The sequence below is a fragment of the uncultured Albimonas sp. genome, from assembly GCF_963977235.1.
Lineage (GTDB): Bacteria > Pseudomonadota > Alphaproteobacteria > Rhodobacterales > Rhodobacteraceae > Albimonas.
In genome coordinates, this window is the sequence record NZ_CAXBOD010000078.1 from 1 (window position 1) to 17,661 (window position 17,661).

At 68.3% G+C, this 17,661-nt stretch carries 16 protein-coding genes; 5 read left to right on the forward strand and 11 right to left on the reverse strand.

The window, feature by feature from the left end:
* Window positions 1–224: 224 nt before the first annotated feature.
* The 10 genes from AAC134_RS21460 to AAC134_RS21505 form a co-directional block, all read right to left on the reverse strand.
* The gene (locus tag AAC134_RS21460; RefSeq protein WP_339951411.1) at window positions 225–665 is read right to left on the reverse strand and encodes a MaoC family dehydratase; all 441 of its coding nucleotides are present in this window, start codon (window positions 663–665) and stop codon (window positions 225–227) included.
* Window positions 665–1,108: a MaoC family dehydratase N-terminal domain-containing protein gene (locus AAC134_RS21465; protein ID WP_339951413.1), complete on the reverse strand. Its 444-nt coding sequence runs from the start codon at window positions 1,106–1,108 to the stop codon at window positions 665–667. The genes AAC134_RS21460 and AAC134_RS21465 overlap by 1 nt, the downstream gene beginning before the upstream one ends.
* 3 nt (window positions 1,109–1,111) lie before the next feature.
* Window positions 1,112–2,296, reverse strand: a complete 1,185-nt coding sequence (locus AAC134_RS21470; RefSeq protein WP_339951415.1) for a lipid-transfer protein — start codon at window positions 2,294–2,296, stop codon at window positions 1,112–1,114.
* Between the two features lie 252 nt (window positions 2,297–2,548).
* Window positions 2,549–3,400 carry an enoyl-CoA hydratase gene (locus AAC134_RS21475; protein ID WP_339951417.1) on the reverse strand — a complete coding sequence of 284 codons (852 nt, stop codon included), beginning with the start codon at window positions 3,398–3,400 and terminating at the stop codon, window positions 2,549–2,551.
* Window positions 3,401–3,450: 50 nt separating this feature from the next.
* Window positions 3,451–4,077 carry a TetR/AcrR family transcriptional regulator gene (locus tag AAC134_RS21480; RefSeq protein ID WP_339951419.1) on the reverse strand — a complete coding sequence of 209 codons (627 nt, stop codon included), beginning with the start codon at window positions 4,075–4,077 and terminating at the stop codon, window positions 3,451–3,453.
* A 221-nt stretch (window positions 4,078–4,298) separates the two neighbouring features.
* On the reverse strand, window positions 4,299–6,137 hold the full coding sequence (locus AAC134_RS21485; protein ID WP_339951421.1) for a long-chain fatty acid--CoA ligase: 1,839 nt from the start codon (window positions 6,135–6,137) through the stop codon (window positions 4,299–4,301).
* Window positions 6,138–6,141: 4 nt separating this feature from the next.
* Complete coding sequence (locus AAC134_RS21490) at window positions 6,142–6,912, reverse strand: ABC transporter ATP-binding protein (protein WP_339951423.1); 771 nt, start codon at window positions 6,910–6,912, stop codon at window positions 6,142–6,144.
* Complete coding sequence (locus AAC134_RS21495; protein WP_339951425.1) at window positions 6,909–7,676, reverse strand: ABC transporter ATP-binding protein; 768 nt, start codon at window positions 7,674–7,676, stop codon at window positions 6,909–6,911. The genes AAC134_RS21490 and AAC134_RS21495 overlap by 4 nt, the downstream gene beginning before the upstream one ends.
* The gene (locus AAC134_RS21500) at window positions 7,673–8,749 is read right to left on the reverse strand and encodes a branched-chain amino acid ABC transporter permease (protein ID WP_339951427.1); all 1,077 of its coding nucleotides are present in this window, start codon (window positions 8,747–8,749) and stop codon (window positions 7,673–7,675) included. Before AAC134_RS21500 ends, AAC134_RS21495 begins: the two co-directional genes overlap by 4 nt.
* Before the next feature lie 4 nt (window positions 8,750–8,753).
* On the reverse strand, window positions 8,754–9,626 hold the full coding sequence (locus AAC134_RS21505) for a branched-chain amino acid ABC transporter permease (protein WP_339951429.1): 873 nt from the start codon (window positions 9,624–9,626) through the stop codon (window positions 8,754–8,756).
* Window positions 9,627–10,429: 803 nt separating this feature from the next.
* On the opposite strand from AAC134_RS21505, the gene AAC134_RS21510 reads away from it, so the two are divergent.
* The 5 genes from AAC134_RS21510 (at window position 10,430) to AAC134_RS21530 (ending at window position 16,084) form a co-directional block, all read left to right on the forward strand.
* Window positions 10,430–11,608: an ABC transporter substrate-binding protein gene (locus AAC134_RS21510; protein ID WP_339951431.1), complete on the forward strand. Its 1,179-nt coding sequence runs from the start codon at window positions 10,430–10,432 to the stop codon at window positions 11,606–11,608.
* 70 nt (window positions 11,609–11,678) lie between these two features.
* Window positions 11,679–12,833: an acyl-CoA dehydrogenase family protein gene (locus AAC134_RS21515; protein WP_339951433.1), complete on the forward strand. Its 1,155-nt coding sequence runs from the start codon at window positions 11,679–11,681 to the stop codon at window positions 12,831–12,833.
* 84 nt (window positions 12,834–12,917) lie between these two features.
* Entirely contained in the window at window positions 12,918–13,742 is an 825-nt protein-coding gene (locus AAC134_RS21520; RefSeq protein WP_339951435.1) for an SDR family NAD(P)-dependent oxidoreductase, read from the forward strand.
* Window positions 13,743–13,834: 92 nt separating this feature from the next.
* A complete protein-coding gene (locus AAC134_RS21525) occupies window positions 13,835–14,797 on the forward strand; it encodes a DsbA family protein (RefSeq protein ID WP_339951437.1) in 963 nt (320 codons plus the stop codon).
* Window positions 14,798–15,430: 633 nt separating this feature from the next.
* Window positions 15,431–16,084, forward strand: a complete 654-nt coding sequence (locus AAC134_RS21530; protein WP_339951439.1) for a hydrolase — start codon at window positions 15,431–15,433, stop codon at window positions 16,082–16,084.
* A 313-nt stretch (window positions 16,085–16,397) separates the two neighbouring features.
* Here the strand turns inward: AAC134_RS21530 and AAC134_RS21535 are convergent, their stop codons facing one another.
* A complete protein-coding gene (locus tag AAC134_RS21535; RefSeq protein WP_339951441.1) occupies window positions 16,398–17,309 on the reverse strand; it encodes an AraC family transcriptional regulator in 912 nt (303 codons plus the stop codon).
* Window positions 17,310–17,661: the final 352 nt, after the last annotated feature.

The window sequence follows — 17,661 nt, forward strand, 5'->3', positions numbered from 1 at the left end:
TCGCCGACGACAGGGCCCCCCGCCGGATCGCCTTCATCGAGGAGGCGCCGCGCGATCCCATTTGCGCGATCACCAGGACCGAGCTTCGCGACGAGGCCCGCCGCCGCATGGAGAACCCGCGCGCCGGAATCGGACTCCCTCGGTCCGCGCCCGCCCGGCGGCTCCGCGCCCGAGCGGCGCGGGCGTGTCGGACGGGCGCGACGCTCGGGCGCGGCGGCGCTGGCCTATGGGAGGGCGACCAGCGCCTGGCCCGAGAGCTTCACCTCGCCGGCCGCGTTGGCGGTCTGCACGTCGAGACGAACCAGCCTCTCGCCGTCCCGCTCCAGCTTCTCGACCACGGTCCCGGTGCAGGTGATCGCGTCGTGAATCTGGGTGATCGCCACGAAGCGGGTCGAGAAGGCCCGCAGCGCGGTCTGCGGGGCCCAGTCGGTCAGCATCCGCGCGAGATAGGCCATCGACAGCATTCCGTGGGCGAAAACGTCGTTCATGCCGGCAGCCTTCGCCACGTCGAGGTCGACATGGATCGGGTTGTGGTCGCCCGATCCGCCGGCGAACAGCGCCAGCGTCGTGCGCGAGATCGGCGGCGTGGTCAGCGGCGGGATCGCGTCGCCCACCGCCATGTCCTTCCAGGCGGTTGCGGGCCTGGCCTCGGTCTGCGTCGTCATCATCCGTTCCTCACCACCGCCGAGCGGGTCATCCCGCCCACATCCTCGCCGTTCTGGTTGGTCGCCGTGCAGTCGCTGACGATGAATTCCAGCGCGCCGCCCTTCTTGTCGTAGATGTCCACGATCTTCGCGCGCAGCGTGATCACGTCGCCCGCGCAGATCGCGGCGCCATAGCGGAACGCCTGCTCGCCGTGCAGCACGCGGTTCAGGTCGATCCCCAGCTCGTCGTAGAGCGCGAAGGGGTTCGGCCGCTTCAGATCCAGCGAGAACAGGAAGGTCGGGGGCGCGGGCAGCGCGCGGTAGCCCGCCGCCTTTGCCGCCGCCTCGTCGAGATAGATCGGATCCGCCTGCCCCGTCGCCTTGGCGAAGAACAGGAGCTGGCCCCTTTCGACCTCGACGGTCAGGGGGGCCAGTTCGTGGCCGATGTATTTGCGGTCAATCATCGCTCAGGCCGCCTTGTAGAGGGTCACGACGCAGGCCCCGCCGAGGCCCAGATTGTGCTGGAGCGCGATGCGCGCGCCCTCGACCTGGGTCGCCTCGGCCTTGCCGCGCAGCTGGCGGGTCAGCTCGTAGCACTGGGCGAGGCCGGTCGCCCCCAGCGGATGCCCCTTGGAGAGCAGCCCCCCCGAGGGGTTGGTCACGTGCCGCCCACCATAGGTGTTGCCGCCCTCCGCGATGTATTTCTGCGCCCCGCCCTGCGGGCAGAGGCCCAGCGCCTCGTAGGTGATCAGCTCGTTATGGGCGAAGCAGTCGTGGAGCTCGACCACGTCCACGTCCTCGGGACCCACGCCCGCGGCCTCATAGACACTGGCGGCCGCGGCGGCGGCCATGTCGTAGCCGACCAGCTGCATCATGTCGTGGGCCTGGAAGGTGGAGGGCGTGTCGGTGGTCATCGCCTGCCCGGCGATCTCGACCCCGGTCGACAGTCCGTGCGCCTTCGCGAAACTCTCCGAGACGATGATCGCCGCGGCCCCGCCACAGGTCGGCGGACAGGCCATCAGTCGGGTCATCACGCCCGGCCACATCATCGGCGAGTCGAGGACGTCCTGCGGCGTCAGTTCGGCCCGGAACACCGCCTTGGGGTTATTCCCGGCATGACGCGAGGCCTTGGCTCGGATGCGGGCGAAGTCCTCGATCGTGGTGCCGTGCTTGTCCATGTGCGACTTGCCGGCGCCGCCGAAGAGGCGCAGCGCCGAGGGGATGCCGAGGTCGCCGACCAGGTCGTCGGCCTCCTCGCCGAAGGCGTCGGTGGGCGAGGGACGGTCAGTGTAGATCGTGCCCAGCGCGCCGGGGTTCATCTGCTCGAAGCCCACAGCCAGCGCGCAGTCCACGATTCCGGCGGTCACCGCCTGTCGGGCGAGGAACAGCGCCGAGGAGCCGGTCGAACAGTTGTTGTTCACGTTGACGATGGGAATGCCGCTCATCCCCACCTTGTAGATGACGCCCTGCCCGCAGGTGCTGTCGCCATAGACATAGCCGGCATAGGCCTGCTGGACGGCGGAATAGTCGAGCCCCGCATCCGCCAGGGCCGCGCGGATCGCGGCTGCGCCCATCTCGGTATAGGGCTCGTTCTGGCCGGGCTTGGTGAACGGGGTCATGCCGACACCCGCGACGAACGCTTTGCGCGTCATCTCGTTTGCTCCTCGCGATTGAGCGCGGTCATGGCCGCGCCGCGGCTCTCCGGGTCAGGGAAGACTCACTTTACACTCATACGTTACTTTTAGCACCCCACGGTGCGACGTCAAATGCATTCCGCGGCGCTTGCCGAAGTTTTCCATTGCCGGACAAGGGGTTGATGAGGGCGTCGCCAACAGCGAAAACAGCGGCGCCCTGCGGGCGTCGCTGCGCGACGGGAACTGCGTCTGGCGCGGGCCTGGCGGGCCTCAGCCCTTGTTCGCGGGCCTGACGAAGTCCGGGTTCATCACCGTCGGATCGACGGGCAGTCCAAAGACCTGCTCGTTGTGGCTGTGGGTCAGCTGATGGAGGGCGAAGGCCATGCGCACCGACTGCACGCGGCCCTGCGCGTCCTGGGCGTTGTTCACCGCCTCCTTGGTCAGCTTCAGCGCCAGCATCGGCATCTGCGCGATCCTGGAGGCCAGCGCCAGCGTCGCCTCCGCCAACTCCTCGCGCGGGACGACGCGGTTGACCATGCCGAGCGACAGCGCCTCGCGCGCGCCGATCGGCTCGGCGGTGAACAGATGCTCCTTGGCGCGGCGGGCGCCCATCTCCCAGGGGTGGACGAAATATTCGACCCCCACCGCGCCCATGGTCACGGTGTTGTCCAGGAACTCTGCGTCCTCGCTCGCCACCACCAGGTCGCAGGGCCAGACCAGCATCAGCCCCCCGGCGATGCACTTGCCCTGCACCTGGGCGATGGTGGGCTTGGACAGGGCACGCCATCGCTCGCAGAAGCCCAGATAGATCTCCATCTCGCGGGCATAGCGCGCCTCGGCGGCCCTGGCGTGCGTTCCGCCCCAGGTCCCGACCGGCCGATGGGCGTCCATGTTCGCGACGGCGTCCGTCTCGCGCAGGTCGTGGCCCGCCGAGAAGTGCGGCCCGGTCGAGGCGAGGATCACCACCTTGACCTCGTCGTCCCCGGCCGCCCGGTCGAAGGCGTCGTTCAGCGCGTAGAGCAGCGCGGTGTCCTGCGCATTGCGGGCCTGCGCCCGGTTCAGGACGATGCGCGCGACGTTCTCGGCCGGGCGCTCGTAGAGGATGCTGTCGCTGTCGGCCATGGCGCGGCCCTCCCTGTTCGTGAGCGACGACCCGGCGGGAGGCGCCCCCCTCAGCTCTCCGCCGGCCGGGCCTTCAGGCCGTTGATGACAAAACGGATGTAGCTCTCGGCGATCTGGGGCAGCGGCACGGGATCGGCGCGCGTGTTCCAGTGCGGGACCCAGTTGAAGGCGCCGAAGATCGCGGCCGTGGTCAGACGCGGGTCGCAGGGGGCGATGGAGCCGTCCGCGATCCCCTCCACGATCAGCTCGCGCATGGTCACGTCGCCCTTGCGCCGGCCTTCGCGCATGACCGCGCCATAAGGCTCGTCCAGCGGCAGGTCGACCGAGAGGATCAGGCACACGCCCATGTCGTCGGCGAGAAAGCCCATGTAGTGGCGCAGATAGCGCTCGATGCGCTCCAGCGGCGGCCCTTCGCGTCGGCGGATATCGTCCGTGATCTCCTTCATCGACTCGACCGCATGGCGGTTGCACTCGATGAGGATCTCGTCCTTGCTTTCTATGTAGTAGTAGAGCGTGCGCTTGGTGACGTTCAGCGCCTTGGCGATGTCGTCCAGCGTCGTCCGCTCGAAACCCTGCTTGTTGAACAGGTAAGCGCCCGCGCGAAGCACCGCCATGCGCTTCTTGGCGCGGCGGTCGTCGCGGCTTTCGAAAGCGCTCGCCCACTTCTCCTTCGTCATTCGACGGATCCCCCGATCAGGGCGCGTCCGGCGCGCGCGGCGGACCTCCCTGACCGGGAGCCGCGAAGTAACCGACTGGCGACACTTCTCTCCCGCAGGTGAAAAGCTGTCAACCGACGATGCGGGGAGGCGGCGGCGGACACGGCGCGCCGCCGAACGTTCTGGACGGCGAACGGGGCTTTGTCCATGGGCCCGGCCAGGGGAAGAGGAGGATGCCCGGGTCATGCGGGTTCGCGGTACATCTGGTCGACGAGGGCGGCGTATTTCTTCTCCACGAAGCTGCGCTTGAGCTTCATGGTCGGGGTCATCTCGTCGTCCTCCGCGGTCAGCAGGATGTTGATCAGCCGGAAGGTCTTCACCTGCTCGACCGGCGAGAAACCACGGTTGGCCGCCTCCACCTCCTGCGCGATCAGCTCCACCACCTCGGGCCGGGCGCAGAGCGACTTGTAGTCGGTGAAGGGAATGGCATGGGCCTGGGCGTGATGCTCGACATTCTCCTGGTCGATCATGATCAGGCAGGAGAGGTACTTGCGCCGGTCGCCGACGATGATCGCGTCGGCGATGTAGGGAGAGAACTTCAGGGCGTTCTCCAGCAGGCTCGGCGTCACGTTCTTGCCGCCCGCGGTGATGATGATGTCCTTCAGCCGGTCGCGGATGCGCAGCGAGCCGTCCTCCATCCACGCGCCCACATCGCCGGTATGCAGCCAGCCGTCGACCACGGTCTTCGCCGTCGCCTCGGGGTTGTTGTGGTAGCCCGAAAAGAGGTTCGGGCCGCGGACCAGGATCTCGTCCGCCTCCCCCAGCTTCACCTCGACCCCGGGCAGGGGAAAGCCGACCGAGCCGGGATTAGGTCGGTCCGCACGGGACATGGTGGCGGTGCCGCATTCGGTCTGGCCATAGCCTTCGGATATCCGCAGACCCAGCGCCATGAACCACTTCAGCAGATCCGGGGAGATCGGCGCCGCCCCCGACAACAGGAAATGCGCGCGGTCGAGGCCCAGAAGCTCCTTGATGTTGCGAAACACCAGCACGTCGGCGAGGCGATAGCGCAGCTCGAGGCTCGCGGGGACCTTCCTGCCCGCAAGCTGATGGTCCGCGCGCCGGGTCCCCACCGCGAAGGCCCAGTCGTAGCCGATGCGGCCCAGCCAGGTGGCCTCGGACATCAGGGTGCGGACGCGGGAGTAGAACTTTTCCCAGATCCGCGGCACCGCGAAGACCACCGTGGGCGACAGCTCCCGAAGGTTGGCGATCACCGTCTCCGAGCTCTCGGCAAAGTTCAGGCGCGTGCCGTGCGCGAGACAGGAGCCGAGCGAGAACATGCGTTCGGCCGCGTGGCAGAGGGGCAGGTACGTCAGCAGTTCGTCCTCGGGGCCCAGCGGCAGCGGGTCCGGCGCCATGGTCGCGGAATGGAGCAGGTAGCGATGCGAGATCAGCGCCCCTTTCGGCGCGCCGGTGGTGCCGGAGGTGTAGATCAGCACCGCGATATCGGCGTTGGCGCCGGCGTCGATGGCCGCGTCCAGCGCCTCGGGCCGCGCCTGCCGGAAGTGTTCGCCGGCCTCATAGAGATGGTCAATCGGCTCGACCAGGGGATCGTGGAAACCGCGCAGGCCCTTCCAGTCGATGACGTAGACCCTGAGCAGGTTCGGCAGATGCTCCCGGATCTCGAGCACCTTGTCGAGCTGCTCCTCGTCCTCGACCACCAGCACGCGGGCGTCGCTGTCGACCAGCAGGTGGCGGAGCTGCTGGGCCTGGTAGGTGGGATAGACCCCGTTGACCACGCAGCCGGCCAGATGCGCGCCCATGTCGACGAAGACCCATTCCTTGTTGTCCTCCGACAGGATCGCCACCACGTCGCCGCGACGCAGGCCCAGCGCCATCAGGCCGGCGGCGACCTGGCGCGCGTGGCGGTCGTAGTCCTTCCAGGTATAGGCCCGCCAGACGCCGAAATCCTTCTCGCGGAAGGCCACGCGGTCGCCCCAGCGCCCGACGCGATCGCGGAACAGTTTCGCCAGCGTGTCCTGGCCGTCGATCAGCACCGGTTTCGCGTCGCAGTCCAGCATGGCCTCACCTCCAGGTCTTGCGCTTCTTCCACCGCTTCTCGCCGCGGATGCCGGCGTCGGACTGGCCCAGATAGAACTCGCGGATGTCGTCGGAGCGCAGCAGCTCGCGCGTCGGCGCGTCCATCACCACGCGCCCGACCTCCATGATGAAGCCGTGGTTGGCCACGTTCAGCGCGGCGGCGGCGTTCTGTTCAACCAGCAGGACGGTCACCCCCTGCTCGGCGTTGATGCGCCGGATCACGTCGAAGATGGTCCGGGTCAGGATCGGCGAGAGTCCCAGCGACGGCTCGTCCAGGATCATCAGCCTGGGTCGGCCCATGAAGGCCCGCCCCACGGCCAGCATCTGCTGCTGGCCGCCCGAGAGATAGCCCGCCATGTCCGCCGCCTTGCGCTTCAGCTCGGGGAAATAGGTGTGGACGGCCTCGAGGTCGCGCGCGACCTCGTCCGCGTCGCGGCGTCCCCAGGCGCCGAGCTTCAGGTTCTCCTCCACCGTCAGGAAGGGGAACACCTCCCGCCCCTCGGGCACATGGCCGATGCCTTTGGCGGCGACCGCGTCGGGGTCGCGGTTCTGCACCTCCTCGCCCGCGAAGATCACCTGCCCCTTGCGGCAGTCGATGGCGCCCGAAATGGTTTTGAGCAGCGTGGTCTTGCCGGCGCCGTTGGCGCCCAGCACGGTGACGATGTCGCCCTCCTCGATCGCCAGGCTGACGCCGGCGATGGCCATGATCGGCCCATAGAAGGTCTCGACGTTGCGGACGTCCAGCAGGGCGCTCATGCCGCGGGCGCTCCGAGATAGGCGGTCAGGACCTCGGCGTTGGCCTGCACTTCTGCGACCGTCCCCACCGCCATCACCTCGCCGTTGCCCAGCGCCATGCAGCGGTCGGCGAGACGACCCACCAGGTTCATGTCATGCTCGACCATCACCACCGTGACTCCCAGCTCCTCCTTGATGTCCTTCAGCCAGAAGGACATGTCGGTCGTCTCTTCGGGGTTGAGACCCGAAGCGGGCTCATCGAGCAGCAGCATCTTCGGCTCGGCGCAGAGCGCGCGGGCGAGTTCGACGTTCTTGCGCGCGCCGTAGGGCAGGTCGCGGACCAGTTCGTGTCGGTGGGCCTGCATGTCGAGCAGGTCGAGGATCTCCTCAACCTTGCGCCGGTGGGCGTATTCCTCCCGCCGCACTTCGGGCGAGAAGAACCACTCCGCCAGCCAGCTCGTGCGGACCTTGGAGCTGCGCCCGACCAGAAGGTTGTCGAGCACGGTCGCGTTCTCGAACAGCTCGATGTTCTGAAAGGTCCGGGCGAGGCCGAGGTCGACCACCTGGTCGGGTTTGCGCGCCAGCAGATCCTCGCCGCGGAAGCGGATGGTTCCGGCGTCGGGCGTATAGATCCGGCTGACGGCGTTGAAGATCGTGCTCTTGCCCGCGCCGTTGGGCCCGATGATGGCGTAGATCTCCCCGGGCTCGACGCTGAACGACACGTCGTTGATCGCCTTGATGCCGCCGAAGGAGAGGGTGAGGTTCTCGACGACCAGTTCGCTCATTTGAAGCGCTCCGTCTTCAGGTAGCGCTTCTGGCGGACAAAGGTCGCGCGCTTGTAATAAGGGTAGGTCTCGAAGAATAGACGCAGCTTGCGCCAACGTCCGTAGATCCCCGCCGGCTCGAATATGATGAACAGCGCGATGATCCCGCCGAACAAGAACTGCTCCAGCCCCGCCACATCCGCGAGCGAGGGGGGCGCCAGGTCGCGCAGGAAGGCGATGGCCACCGGCAGCACGGTGACGAAGACTGCGCCGAAGATCGCGCCCGTGATGGTGCCAACGCCCCCCACGATGACCATCAGCAGCAGCTTCAGGCTCTCGTTGATGCCGAACGTGTCGGGCGAGATATAGAACAGCAGATGCGCCATCAGCCCGCCGGCGAGACCGGTCAGCATGGCGCTGACGAAGAAGGCCGCGATCTTCACCCGCGCGATGTCGACGCCGAGCGAGCGGGCCGAGGTCTCGGAATCCCGCACCGCGATCATCATCCGACCCTTGGGCGCGCGCATCAGGTTCGCCACACCCCAGATGCAGAACAGCACCACCGCGAGGATCAGGTAGTACTGCTGCCAGGGCTCGCCCAACTCGACCCCGAAGACCGCCAGCGGCGGCACCTCCAGCCCCATGTGGCCACCGGTGACGCCCGTCCATTCGCCGAGGATCGTCTCGACAACGATGGCGAAGGCGAGCGTGGCGATCGCCATGTAGAAGCCGTGCATCTTCGAGGCCGCCCGCCCCAGCGCCGCCCCGACCAGCCCCGCCAGCAACGCCGCGGCCGGCAGCGACAGCACGAAGGGGACCCCCTGCCCCAGCAGCACCGAATGGCAGTAGGCGCCTATGCCCAGGAACGCGGAGTGGCCGAACGACACCTGCCCGCTGAAGCCGATCAGCACCATCAGGCCGAGGCCCGCCAGGATGTAGACGAGGAAGATCGAGAGTTCGCCCACGAAGTAGGAATCGATCAGCAGCGGCGCCGCCAGCGCCAGCGCGAGCGCGCCGAGGATCCTGAGCCGCTCGCCCCGGATCGCCAGGTGATCGATGTCCTGGTCGTAGTGGGTCTTGAAGAGGATCTGCATCGGCTCAGACCTTCTTGGCGAAGGTCTGCGGGATCAGTCCGTCAGGCTTCACGAACAGCACCGCCAGCATGATCACGTAGGCGTAGACCCCCTTCAGGGGCGGGAACAGGAAGTCGAGGAAGGGCTCGGCCACCCCGATCAGCAGGCAGCCCAGCAGCGCGCCGGGGATCGAGCCGAAGCCGCCCACGATCGCGCCCGCGAAGGCCTTGATGCCAAAGGCGCTCATCCCCGTGTCGATCTGGGTGACGGGGGCCATCATCAGCCCCGCGAAGGCCGCGACCATCGCCGCGATCGCCCAGACCACCGAGATCAGCCGCTTCACCGGGATCCGGCAGTAATAGGCCGCGAGCTGGTTCTGCGAGGCGCCCTGGATGGCCAGGCCGATCCGCGTCCGCGTGAAGAAGTGATAGAGCAACGCGCACAGGATCACGGTGCCGGCGATCACCGCCACCCGGTCCATGCCCACGATCACGCCTCCGACCTCGTAGTCGTGCAGGAACGGCGCGTCGAGCGCCAGCGGCGCCCAGCCCCAGATCATCCCCGCCAACGCCCGGATCATCAGTCCGATGGCAATGGTCAGGATGAAGATCGAGGCGTGGGACTCGCCCACCATCCGGCGCATGACGACCGCATCGAGCGCATATCCGATCGCCCCCAGCGACAGGATCGCCAGCGCCGAGGCGAGCCAGAAGTTCAGACCCAGCATCTGCGCGAAGGTCAGCGCCATGAAGGCGCCGAGCATCATGAGCTCGCCGTGGGCGAAGTTCACGATCTCGGTCGCGCGGTAGATGAACACGAAGCCGATGGCGACGAGCGCGTAGGCGCACCCCTGCGATATCCCGATCAGAACGAGCTGCATCACGTCGGAGAATTCCACGAACCCCTCCCAAAGATTCGAGTTGATGACGCCGGCGAATGGGGCGGGGAGGGGATCTCTCGCGTCCCCTGATCTCGCACGCCCTGGCCGGTCTCTTGCGCGAAAAGCCGTCTCCTCTCCGCCCGGACGCCTCTGCGCCCCCGCTGGTCGATCCGCGTCGATCGTGGGCCGGCGGCTCGGGTCATCATTCACTTGCCAGTGACTGTTCACACCTTCGAGGGCGGATCAACGAAAAAGTAACCGACGCACGTAAAATAATCCACGCGCAAGGAAATTGCGCGGCGATGAGTGATCGCCTCCGCGAAGGCGGGCGGACCTGCATCAACCCGAGACCCTCGCCAGATCGCGCCCCGTAGGCGCTGAATGGCAGCGTGCAGCGCGGTTCGCGATGAGACTCCGCCTGTCGCGTATCTGCGCCTTCACGACCTTTTCGCAGTTGCGGAATGCCAGCCGGATGCGGCGCCCGCGCGAGAGCAGACCGCCCCAGGTCGAGACTTCCGGCGGCCAGGACCGCCACACAATCCCGTTGACGCGGCAAGCGATAGTGTGAAATGTAACTTTCGAGTGTTACAAAAGCTCTTGCCAGGGCAATCCCGCGCCATGCTGCGAACCATTGACCGTTCTGTCCCGCGCCCTGCGCGGGCCGGGAACGCATGGCCGAGACAAACTTCCGGCGCCTTGGCGCCGTCCGCGCATCCGGGTCGCCCGCCGGGCGGCCTCACCGGCCGAACCGCGCGCCAACGGCCGGTCGGCCTGAAAAAGCCGGGCCGCAAGAGCCCGGCGCTTCGCAGGAGGAGACCGCCATGAAGACCTTGAGTTCCGCCGCAGCCGCAGCGCTGCTGGCCTGCATCGGCCTGGCCTGTACGGGCTCTGCACGAGCCGAAACGCAGGGCGTCAGCGACGACGCGATCGTCATCGGCACGATCAGCGATCTGTCAGGACCGCTCGCCTCGGGCGGCGCGCCCAACGTCCAGGGCCTGCGGCTGCGCATCGATGAGGCCAACGCCGCAGGCGGCGTCCACGGCCGCCAGATCGACCTGCGCGTCGAGGACATGAAATACGACCTGACGCTTGCCGTCCGCGCGACCAACAAGCTGGTCAAGCGCGACGAGATCTTCGCGATGATCTCCTCGGTCGGCACGCCCACCACCATGGCCGCGCAGAAGATCCTCGACCCGCAGGGCGTGCCCACCCTGTTCCCGGTCACCGCCGCGCGCTCGGTGGTCGAACCGTTGAGCCCGCTGCACTTCAGCCTCTACGTCAACTACCAGAACCAGGCCGCGGGCGCGCTGAAGCACTTCGTGGCAGAGACCGGCGCGAAGAAGGTCTGCCTGCAGGCCGTCGCCAACGACTACGGCCAGGAAGTGGTCGACGGCTTCGAGGCCACCAGCGAAGCGATGGGACTGGAGGTGGTCTTCCACGGCTCCCACAAGGTGACCGAGACCGACTTCGCCGGCTCCGCCACCGCGATCAAGAACTCGGGCTGCGAGCTTCTGGTGCTGGGCACCACCACCAAGGACACGATCAACCTCTACTCCACCCTGCGCAAGCTGGGCTGGGACAAGCCGGTCGTGGGCAACATGGTCCCCTACACCGCGATCGTGGCAGAGGCCGGAGACGGCGCGACCGAGGGGCTCTATCTCGTCTCGCCGTTCCGCGCGGCCGACTACACTGACGGCGACGCATTCCGCACCGATTTCGCCGCCAGGTTCGAGGAGAAATACGGCGCCAGACCGGAGCCCTACGGCGAGCTTGGCTACGTGGCCGGCGACCTGCTGGTGAAGGCGCTCGAGACCGCAGGCCGGGAGCTGACGGTCGAGACGCTCACCCGGGCCATCGAGTCCATCTCCCACTACGACGATCCCTTCGGCGGACCGGGCTACGGCTTCTCGGCCGAGAAGCACGCCGGCGGCTCGGGACTGGTGCTGGTGCAGGCGCAGTCCAGGAAGTGGGTCGTGGTCGAGAGCAACCTGCCGTTCTGAACCTCGGCGGCCGGGGGCGGCCCGCCCTCCCCCGGCCGCGCCCGATCCCCCAGAAAAAGGCTTCCGCCGGATGTTCGACTACCGCTTCTCCTGGATGGACGACGAACTGGACATGCTGTCCGACGCCATGCGCGGCTTCGTCGAGAAGGAAATGAGCCCGCATGAGGCCCGCTGGCAGGCGCAGGGCCATGTGGACCGCGACTTCTGGCGCAAGGCCGGCGAGGTCGGGATGCTGTGCGCCTCGATCCCCGAGGAATACGGCGGCCATGGCGGCGACTTCCGCCACGAGGCGATGATCACCTACCAGCAATATGCCGGCCGCGGTCATTCCAGCTTCGGCAACGGCGTGCACTCCCAGATCTGCGCCTGGTATATCCTTGAATTCGGCACGGAAGATCAGAAGAAGCGCTGGCTTCCGAAGATGGCGACGGGCGAACTGGTCTGCGCCATCGCAATGACCGAACCTGGCGCGGGCTCGGACCTGCAGTCGATCCGCACCCGGGCGCGGATGGACGGCAACGAATACGTCATCGACGGATCGAAGGTCTACATATCCAACGGTCAGCAGGCCGATCTCGTCATCACCGCCGTGAAGACCGACCCCGAGGCCGGCGCGAAGGGCGTGTCGCTGATCGTGGTCGAGACGGCTCAGGCGCAGGGTTTCCGCCGGGGACGCAACCTCGAGAAACTCGGTCTGCACGGCCAGGACACCTCCGAACTGTTCTTCGACGGCGTTCGCGTGCCGCCCGAGAACCTGCTTGGCGGGGTCGAGGGCCAGGGCTTCCGACAGCTGATGACGAACCTCGCCCAGGAGCGGCTGGTGATCTGCGTCACCGCCTGCGGAATGCTTCGCCGGGCGCTGGAGACGACGATCGCCTTCGCGACCGACCGCAGGATCTTCGGGGGCCGGCTGCTCGACAAGCAGAACACCCGGTTCCGCCTGGCGGAGGTCGAGACGGTGACCCGTGTGATCCACGGCTATGTCGACGACTGCGTGGCGCGGCATCGGCGCGGGGAGTTCGACGCCGTCTCCGCCGCCATGGCCAAGTGGTGGGTCGCCGAGCAGACCTTCGAGGCGGTGAACAAGTGCCTGCAGCTGCACGGAGGGGCCGGCTACATGGCCGAGTACGACATCTCCAGCATGTTCACCGAAGCGCGCCTCTACACCATCGCCGGCGGCTCGACCGAGACCATGAAGGACCTGATCGCCCGCCGCTACGGCTGAGCGGGGCGGCGGGACGTCCACGTTCAGAATGCCGCTCCATCCCGTCGCGGACGGAGCGCGGAACCGCAGAAGGAAGCCGAGACGATGAAGAAACTCGAGGGCAAGACCGCCTTCGTCACCGGCGGAGGCCGCGGCATCGGCCGCGAGGTGGCGCTGAAGCTGGCCTCGGAAGGGGCGAACGTCGTGGTCAACGATCTCGACGCCGGCCCGGCCGGGGCGGTGGTCGAAGAGATCGCTGCGCTGGGCGCCCGGGGCCTCGCGGTCCCGGGCTCGGTGACCGAGCCCGACTTCGGCGACCGTTTCGTCAAGGCCGGCGTCGACGCCTTCGGCGGCGTCGACATCGTGATCAACAACGCGGGCTACACCTGGGACGCGCTGATCAACAAGATGTCGGACCAGCAGTTCGACGCCATGTACGACGTCCACGTGAAAGCCCCGTTCCGCATCCTGCGCGCCGCCGCCCAGGTCATCATCCCCGCCGCGAAGGAGGAGGCCGCCCAGGGCCGCGAGGTGGTCCGCAAGGTGGTCAACGTCTCGTCCATGGCCGGCACCGGGGGCAATGCGGGCCAGGCCAACTATTCTTCGGCGAAGGCCGCGCAACTCGGCCTGACCAAGTCGCTCGCCAAGGAATGGGGGCGGTGGAAGGTCAACGTGAACGCGGTTGCGTTCGGCGTCATCAGCACCCGCCTGACCGAGGCCACCGACGAGAAGAAGACCATCACGGTCGAGGGTCGCGAGATCGGCGTCGGCATCCCCGTGAAGGTCGCCAAGGGCTTCGCCGCAGCCATCCCGATGGGCCGAGCCGGCTCGCCCGTGGAAGCGGCGGGCAGCATCTATCTGCTGTGCACGCCGGAGTCCGACTACATCTCCGGCCAGGTTGTCTGCGTCAGCGGCGGTCTGTCGATCTGACGCTCTGCGGGAAGGCTCCCGAGCGGCGCGGGCGATGCCCCGCCGCTCGGGAGCCTGAACCGGCAAGCCGCACGGCGTCGAACGCAAGACCAATGGACGAGGGCGGCGCCGGCTTCGCCGCCTCGATGCCGCGACCCGAGGCGCAGAGGTCCGCAGACGGCGATGTGGTCAACCGCCTCAAGCGCCCGATCACCGGCCACGAGGGCGGCCCCGTGGCGATCGTGATGGCCCCGACCTTCGACGAGGCCGGCGAGGACATCGGCGCGACCAGGTTCATGGCGGGGATCGCCAACCGGACGATCGTCGAGCAGACCCATCGCGACATACGCGCCTTCCGCATCTACGACGGTCCCTCGGAGGCGCATCGTCACGTGCTCGCCCGCGACATCCCGCGCGGGCCTGGCGGGGCCTGCCCCAGGAGGAAAGAAATGATCGAGTTCTTCTTCGACTGCTCCAGCCCGTTCACCTATCTTGGCTTTCACGAAGTCCAGAGAGTTGCCGCGGAATGCGAGGCGCCGGTGATCTGGCGGCCCATCCTCGTCGGCGGGATCTTCAACACGATCAACCCCAGCGTCTACGCCTTCCGCGCGAACCCGGCGCCCGCCAAGCAGGCCTACATGATCAAGGACCTGGCCGACTGGGCCCGCCTCTACGGGCTGACCATCCGCATGCCGCCCACGATCTTCCCGATCAACACCGTCAAGGCGATGCGGGCGTGCATCGCGCTCGAGCCGGAGGGCAAGCTCGTCCCCTTCGCCGAGGCCGTTTTCCGTCGCTACTGGAGCGAGGACCAGGACGTGTCGAGCGATGCGGTGCTGGCCGGGATCTGCGAGGAGGTTGCGGTCGACCCTGACCGGCTGCTGGCCGCGATCGCGAGCGACGCGGTGAAAGCTCAGTTGCGGCGGAACACACAGGAGCTTGTCGATCGCGGCGGCTTCGGCACGCCGACCATCTTCGTCGACGGCGAAGACATGTATTTCGGCAATGATCGCCTCGGCCTGGTCCGCGACGCCCTGTCGAGGCGACGCAGCCCCTCTCCCGCCAAGCAGGATTGACCGCACGCGGCGAGATGCTCCGCAGCCGAACCTTGGATCCCCCGGGGTTGGAGTTTCCGGGCTTCCTCACGACGGCTGGCCGGATGTGCCGCCGCTCGTAGTATCGACGCCAAGCCTCCAGCGTTCCGCGCGCGCCCGCAAGCATCGCCGTCGAAGATCGCCGCCTGGTCCGCAGGGGCGGCCAGGCCGTCTTCCCGGCAATGTCCTCGGCGCCTCGCGCCCGCAGGCGAAGGCGCCGATCGGCGAACTTGCCGTGCCGCCGCTGGCAGAGGGCTGGGCGCCCGGCGCAAGGCGGTCGAGGCCGGCGAGGCGGACGACCTGCTCGCCCTTCTGGCGTCCGAGGCGCCATTCCTGGCCGAAGCGCCGCTCGGCCCTGGCCCGATCGCCAGGGCCGCGGAGAAGGCGAAGCTTGCCGGGGTGGAGATCATCCGCCTGGCGCCCGGCGGCGTCGCCGAGGCCTGCCGGCCGCGTGCCGTCGCCGGTCGCGGGTCGGCCTCGGCGGCCCGCAGCGGGGAGATCCGCAGACCGCAGGAACGGCGCCTTCAGCGCAGCCCTGACGCCGCGAGGCGAGGGCGCGGTCGCTAGGGTCGGTCTCAGGAGCCCGGCTCTCTCACAACTGCAAGGATGACAGCCATGACCTTTCGCAACGGCCTCGACTCGCTTCTCCGTCCCGAGGACTCGGTCCTCGTCCTGATCGACCACCAGCCCTATCAGCTCGCCAATCTCAACAGCCACGATCCGCAGGCGGTGGTGAACAACACCACCGCCCTGGCCAAGACGGCCAGGGTCTTCGGCGTGCCCACGATCCTGACCAGCGTGATCGCGGCCCGGGGCGGGTTGATCTTCCCGCATGTCACCGACGTGTTCCCCGGCCAGGAGGTGATCGACCGGACCACGATCAACACCTGGGAGGATCCCAAGGTCGTCGACGCCGTCAAGGCGACGGGCCGCAAGCAGCTGATCATCGCCGGCCTGTGGACCGAGATCTGCGTGGCGATGCCCGCGATCCAGGCGGCGGGCGAGGGCTGGGACGTGACCGTGATCACCGACGCCTCGGGCGGCACTTCGCTCGAGGCCCACGAGGTTGCGATCCAGCGCATGATCGCGGCGGGCATCAACATGATGACCTGGCTGGCGCTGGCCTCCGAGTGGCAGCGCGACTGGGCGCGGGCCGAGACGGCGACGGCGCTGAACGACGCGCTCCGGGATCACCTGGGCGGCAGCGCCATCGCCTATCTGTGGGAGCAGCAGCTGCTCAACACGCCGGTTCCGGCCGAGGCCGCCTGAGCCGCGCGGGGATGGCGGCCTCCGCCATCCCCGCTTCCGCCGACCGACCGGAAGCAGCCGCGGCGCAAGGGCCGCGTGCGGCCTCGCCGGGCCGAGGCGTCGCCCGACGGGGCCGAGGGACGATTGCGGACACCGCGTCTTCGGGGGGCCGCGCGGAGCAGCCCGCGACGCCCGGGCCGACCAAATCGCCGATCCTCGACCGCGCCGGGACCTGCGGATGACGTCGCGCCCCGATTTCCCTAGGCGACGGCCCGGTCTTGCCGAGCAACGGCGTGGTCGCGGTCCTTTTCGCGCTGGCTGCGGCGGGCCCCGGTCAGGACGCGGGATAGACGCGCGAGGGATCGCGCACCGCCCGGCGATAGTCGGTCGGGCTCATCTGCCGAAGTCTCTGGAAAACCCGCGCGAGGACCTGGTTGGAGCTGTATCCGACCTCGAGCGCGATCTCGGTCACCGACAGGTCGGTCCGTTCGAGCAGCTCGCAGGCCCTCTCGATCCTAAGCCGGGTCAGGTGGACCCGCGGGGGAACGCCGATGCTTTTCTTGAACATGCGCGCGAAATGGAAGGAGGAGAGCTGCGCCTCGGCCGCCAGTTCGTCGAGGCCGATGTCCTCCGACAGCCGGGCCTGCATCAGCTCGAGGCAGCGCCGCTCGGCCCAGGGGGCGAGACCGCCCTTCGCCGGGGCGAAGGGCGCGCCGCCCATCCGGCAGAGCTCGGCGAAGATCTCGCAGCCCGCCGCCCGGGCCAGCAGCCGCGAGGGCGCCCCCTCGTCCTCGCACAGCGACCACAGGTTGCGGAACGCCGACCGCAGGGCCGCGGAGTCGAACACCCGGCCGTAGATGCAGGAGGTCTCGAAGGAGAACCGGCCCTCGGCCGCCTCGTCGAGCGCGCTCTGCCACTGCGCCAGCGGGAAGGCCAGGCTGCGGAGCCGATGGCTGTCCTCGTTGATCACCGTGGTCGCGAAATCCGGGGCGGCGAGCGCCAGGGTCCCTCTGCGGGTGGCCAGATCGAAGCGGCCGCCTCCCAGGTCGCCTTTGACGCGGCTGCAGCCGCTCAGGTCCACCATCAGGACGATGTCCGGCACGGCCGGGCGGGACATGTCGCCGGCCGGCCGCTGGACCTCGAGCAGGTCGAGGATCCCGCCCGGGGATCTCATCGAGCGCACGTAGGAGGCATGCCGGCCCTGGCTGTGAAACTGGGCGAATGAGGCGGGGGACTGGAAGCTCATCGACCGCATCCCCGGGCTGGACGCGCGCGGAGCGGGACCGGCGCAGGCGCCGCGGGTCGGGACGCCTCGAGCGCCCCGCGGATCCCGCCGGACGATGTCCTCGCCCGGACAAAGAAGGCCTGCCGGCCCGGTCGGGGCGCGTCGTTTGAGGAAGCGTGGGCGCGTGCCGTCATGGGGTGTCTCCGATCCGGCTGCGGCGCGGCCTTTCGAACGCGCGGTCTTCGCCGGGATCATGCCGGACGATTGCATTCGAAACTTATCTGGGCGGCCTCGCCCGGCTGCGCAACATCATCGTCTTCGCTTTCGTGCATGGGGCGTTGCGGGCAGCACGATGCGCGGGGGCGCCGGGATG

Bases quoted from the DNA above. Each gene is read 5' to 3' on its own strand.
- AAC134_RS21460 (WP_339951411.1), bottom strand. From the start codon at position 665: ATGACGACGCAGACCGAGGCCAGGCCCGCAACCGCCTGGAAGGACATG.
- AAC134_RS21465 (WP_339951413.1), bottom strand. From the start codon at position 1,108: ATGATTGACCGCAAATACATCGGCCACGAACTGGCCCCCCTGACCGTC.
- AAC134_RS21515 (WP_339951433.1), top strand. From the start codon at position 11,679: ATGTTCGACTACCGCTTCTCCTGGATGGACGACGAACTGGACATGCTG.
- AAC134_RS21530 (WP_339951439.1), top strand. From the start codon at position 15,431: ATGACCTTTCGCAACGGCCTCGACTCGCTTCTCCGTCCCGAGGACTCG.
- AAC134_RS21495 (WP_339951425.1), bottom strand. From the start codon at position 7,676: ATGAGCGAACTGGTCGTCGAGAACCTCACCCTCTCCTTCGGCGGCATC.
- AAC134_RS21535 (WP_339951441.1), bottom strand. From the start codon at position 17,309: ATGAGCTTCCAGTCCCCCGCCTCATTCGCCCAGTTTCACAGCCAGGGC.
- AAC134_RS21510 (WP_339951431.1), top strand. From the start codon at position 10,430: ATGAAGACCTTGAGTTCCGCCGCAGCCGCAGCGCTGCTGGCCTGCATC.
- AAC134_RS21485 (WP_339951421.1), bottom strand. From the start codon at position 6,137: ATGCTGGACTGCGACGCGAAACCGGTGCTGATCGACGGCCAGGACACG.
- AAC134_RS21520 (WP_339951435.1), top strand. From the start codon at position 12,918: ATGAAGAAACTCGAGGGCAAGACCGCCTTCGTCACCGGCGGAGGCCGC.
- AAC134_RS21500 (WP_339951427.1), bottom strand. From the start codon at position 8,749: ATGCAGATCCTCTTCAAGACCCACTACGACCAGGACATCGATCACCTG.
- AAC134_RS21525 (WP_339951437.1), top strand. From the start codon at position 13,835: ATGGACGAGGGCGGCGCCGGCTTCGCCGCCTCGATGCCGCGACCCGAG.
- AAC134_RS21490 (WP_339951423.1), bottom strand. From the start codon at position 6,912: ATGAGCGCCCTGCTGGACGTCCGCAACGTCGAGACCTTCTATGGGCCG.
- AAC134_RS21470 (WP_339951415.1), bottom strand. From the start codon at position 2,296: ATGACGCGCAAAGCGTTCGTCGCGGGTGTCGGCATGACCCCGTTCACC.
- AAC134_RS21480 (WP_339951419.1), bottom strand. From the start codon at position 4,077: ATGACGAAGGAGAAGTGGGCGAGCGCTTTCGAAAGCCGCGACGACCGC.
- AAC134_RS21475 (WP_339951417.1), bottom strand. From the start codon at position 3,400: ATGGCCGACAGCGACAGCATCCTCTACGAGCGCCCGGCCGAGAACGTC.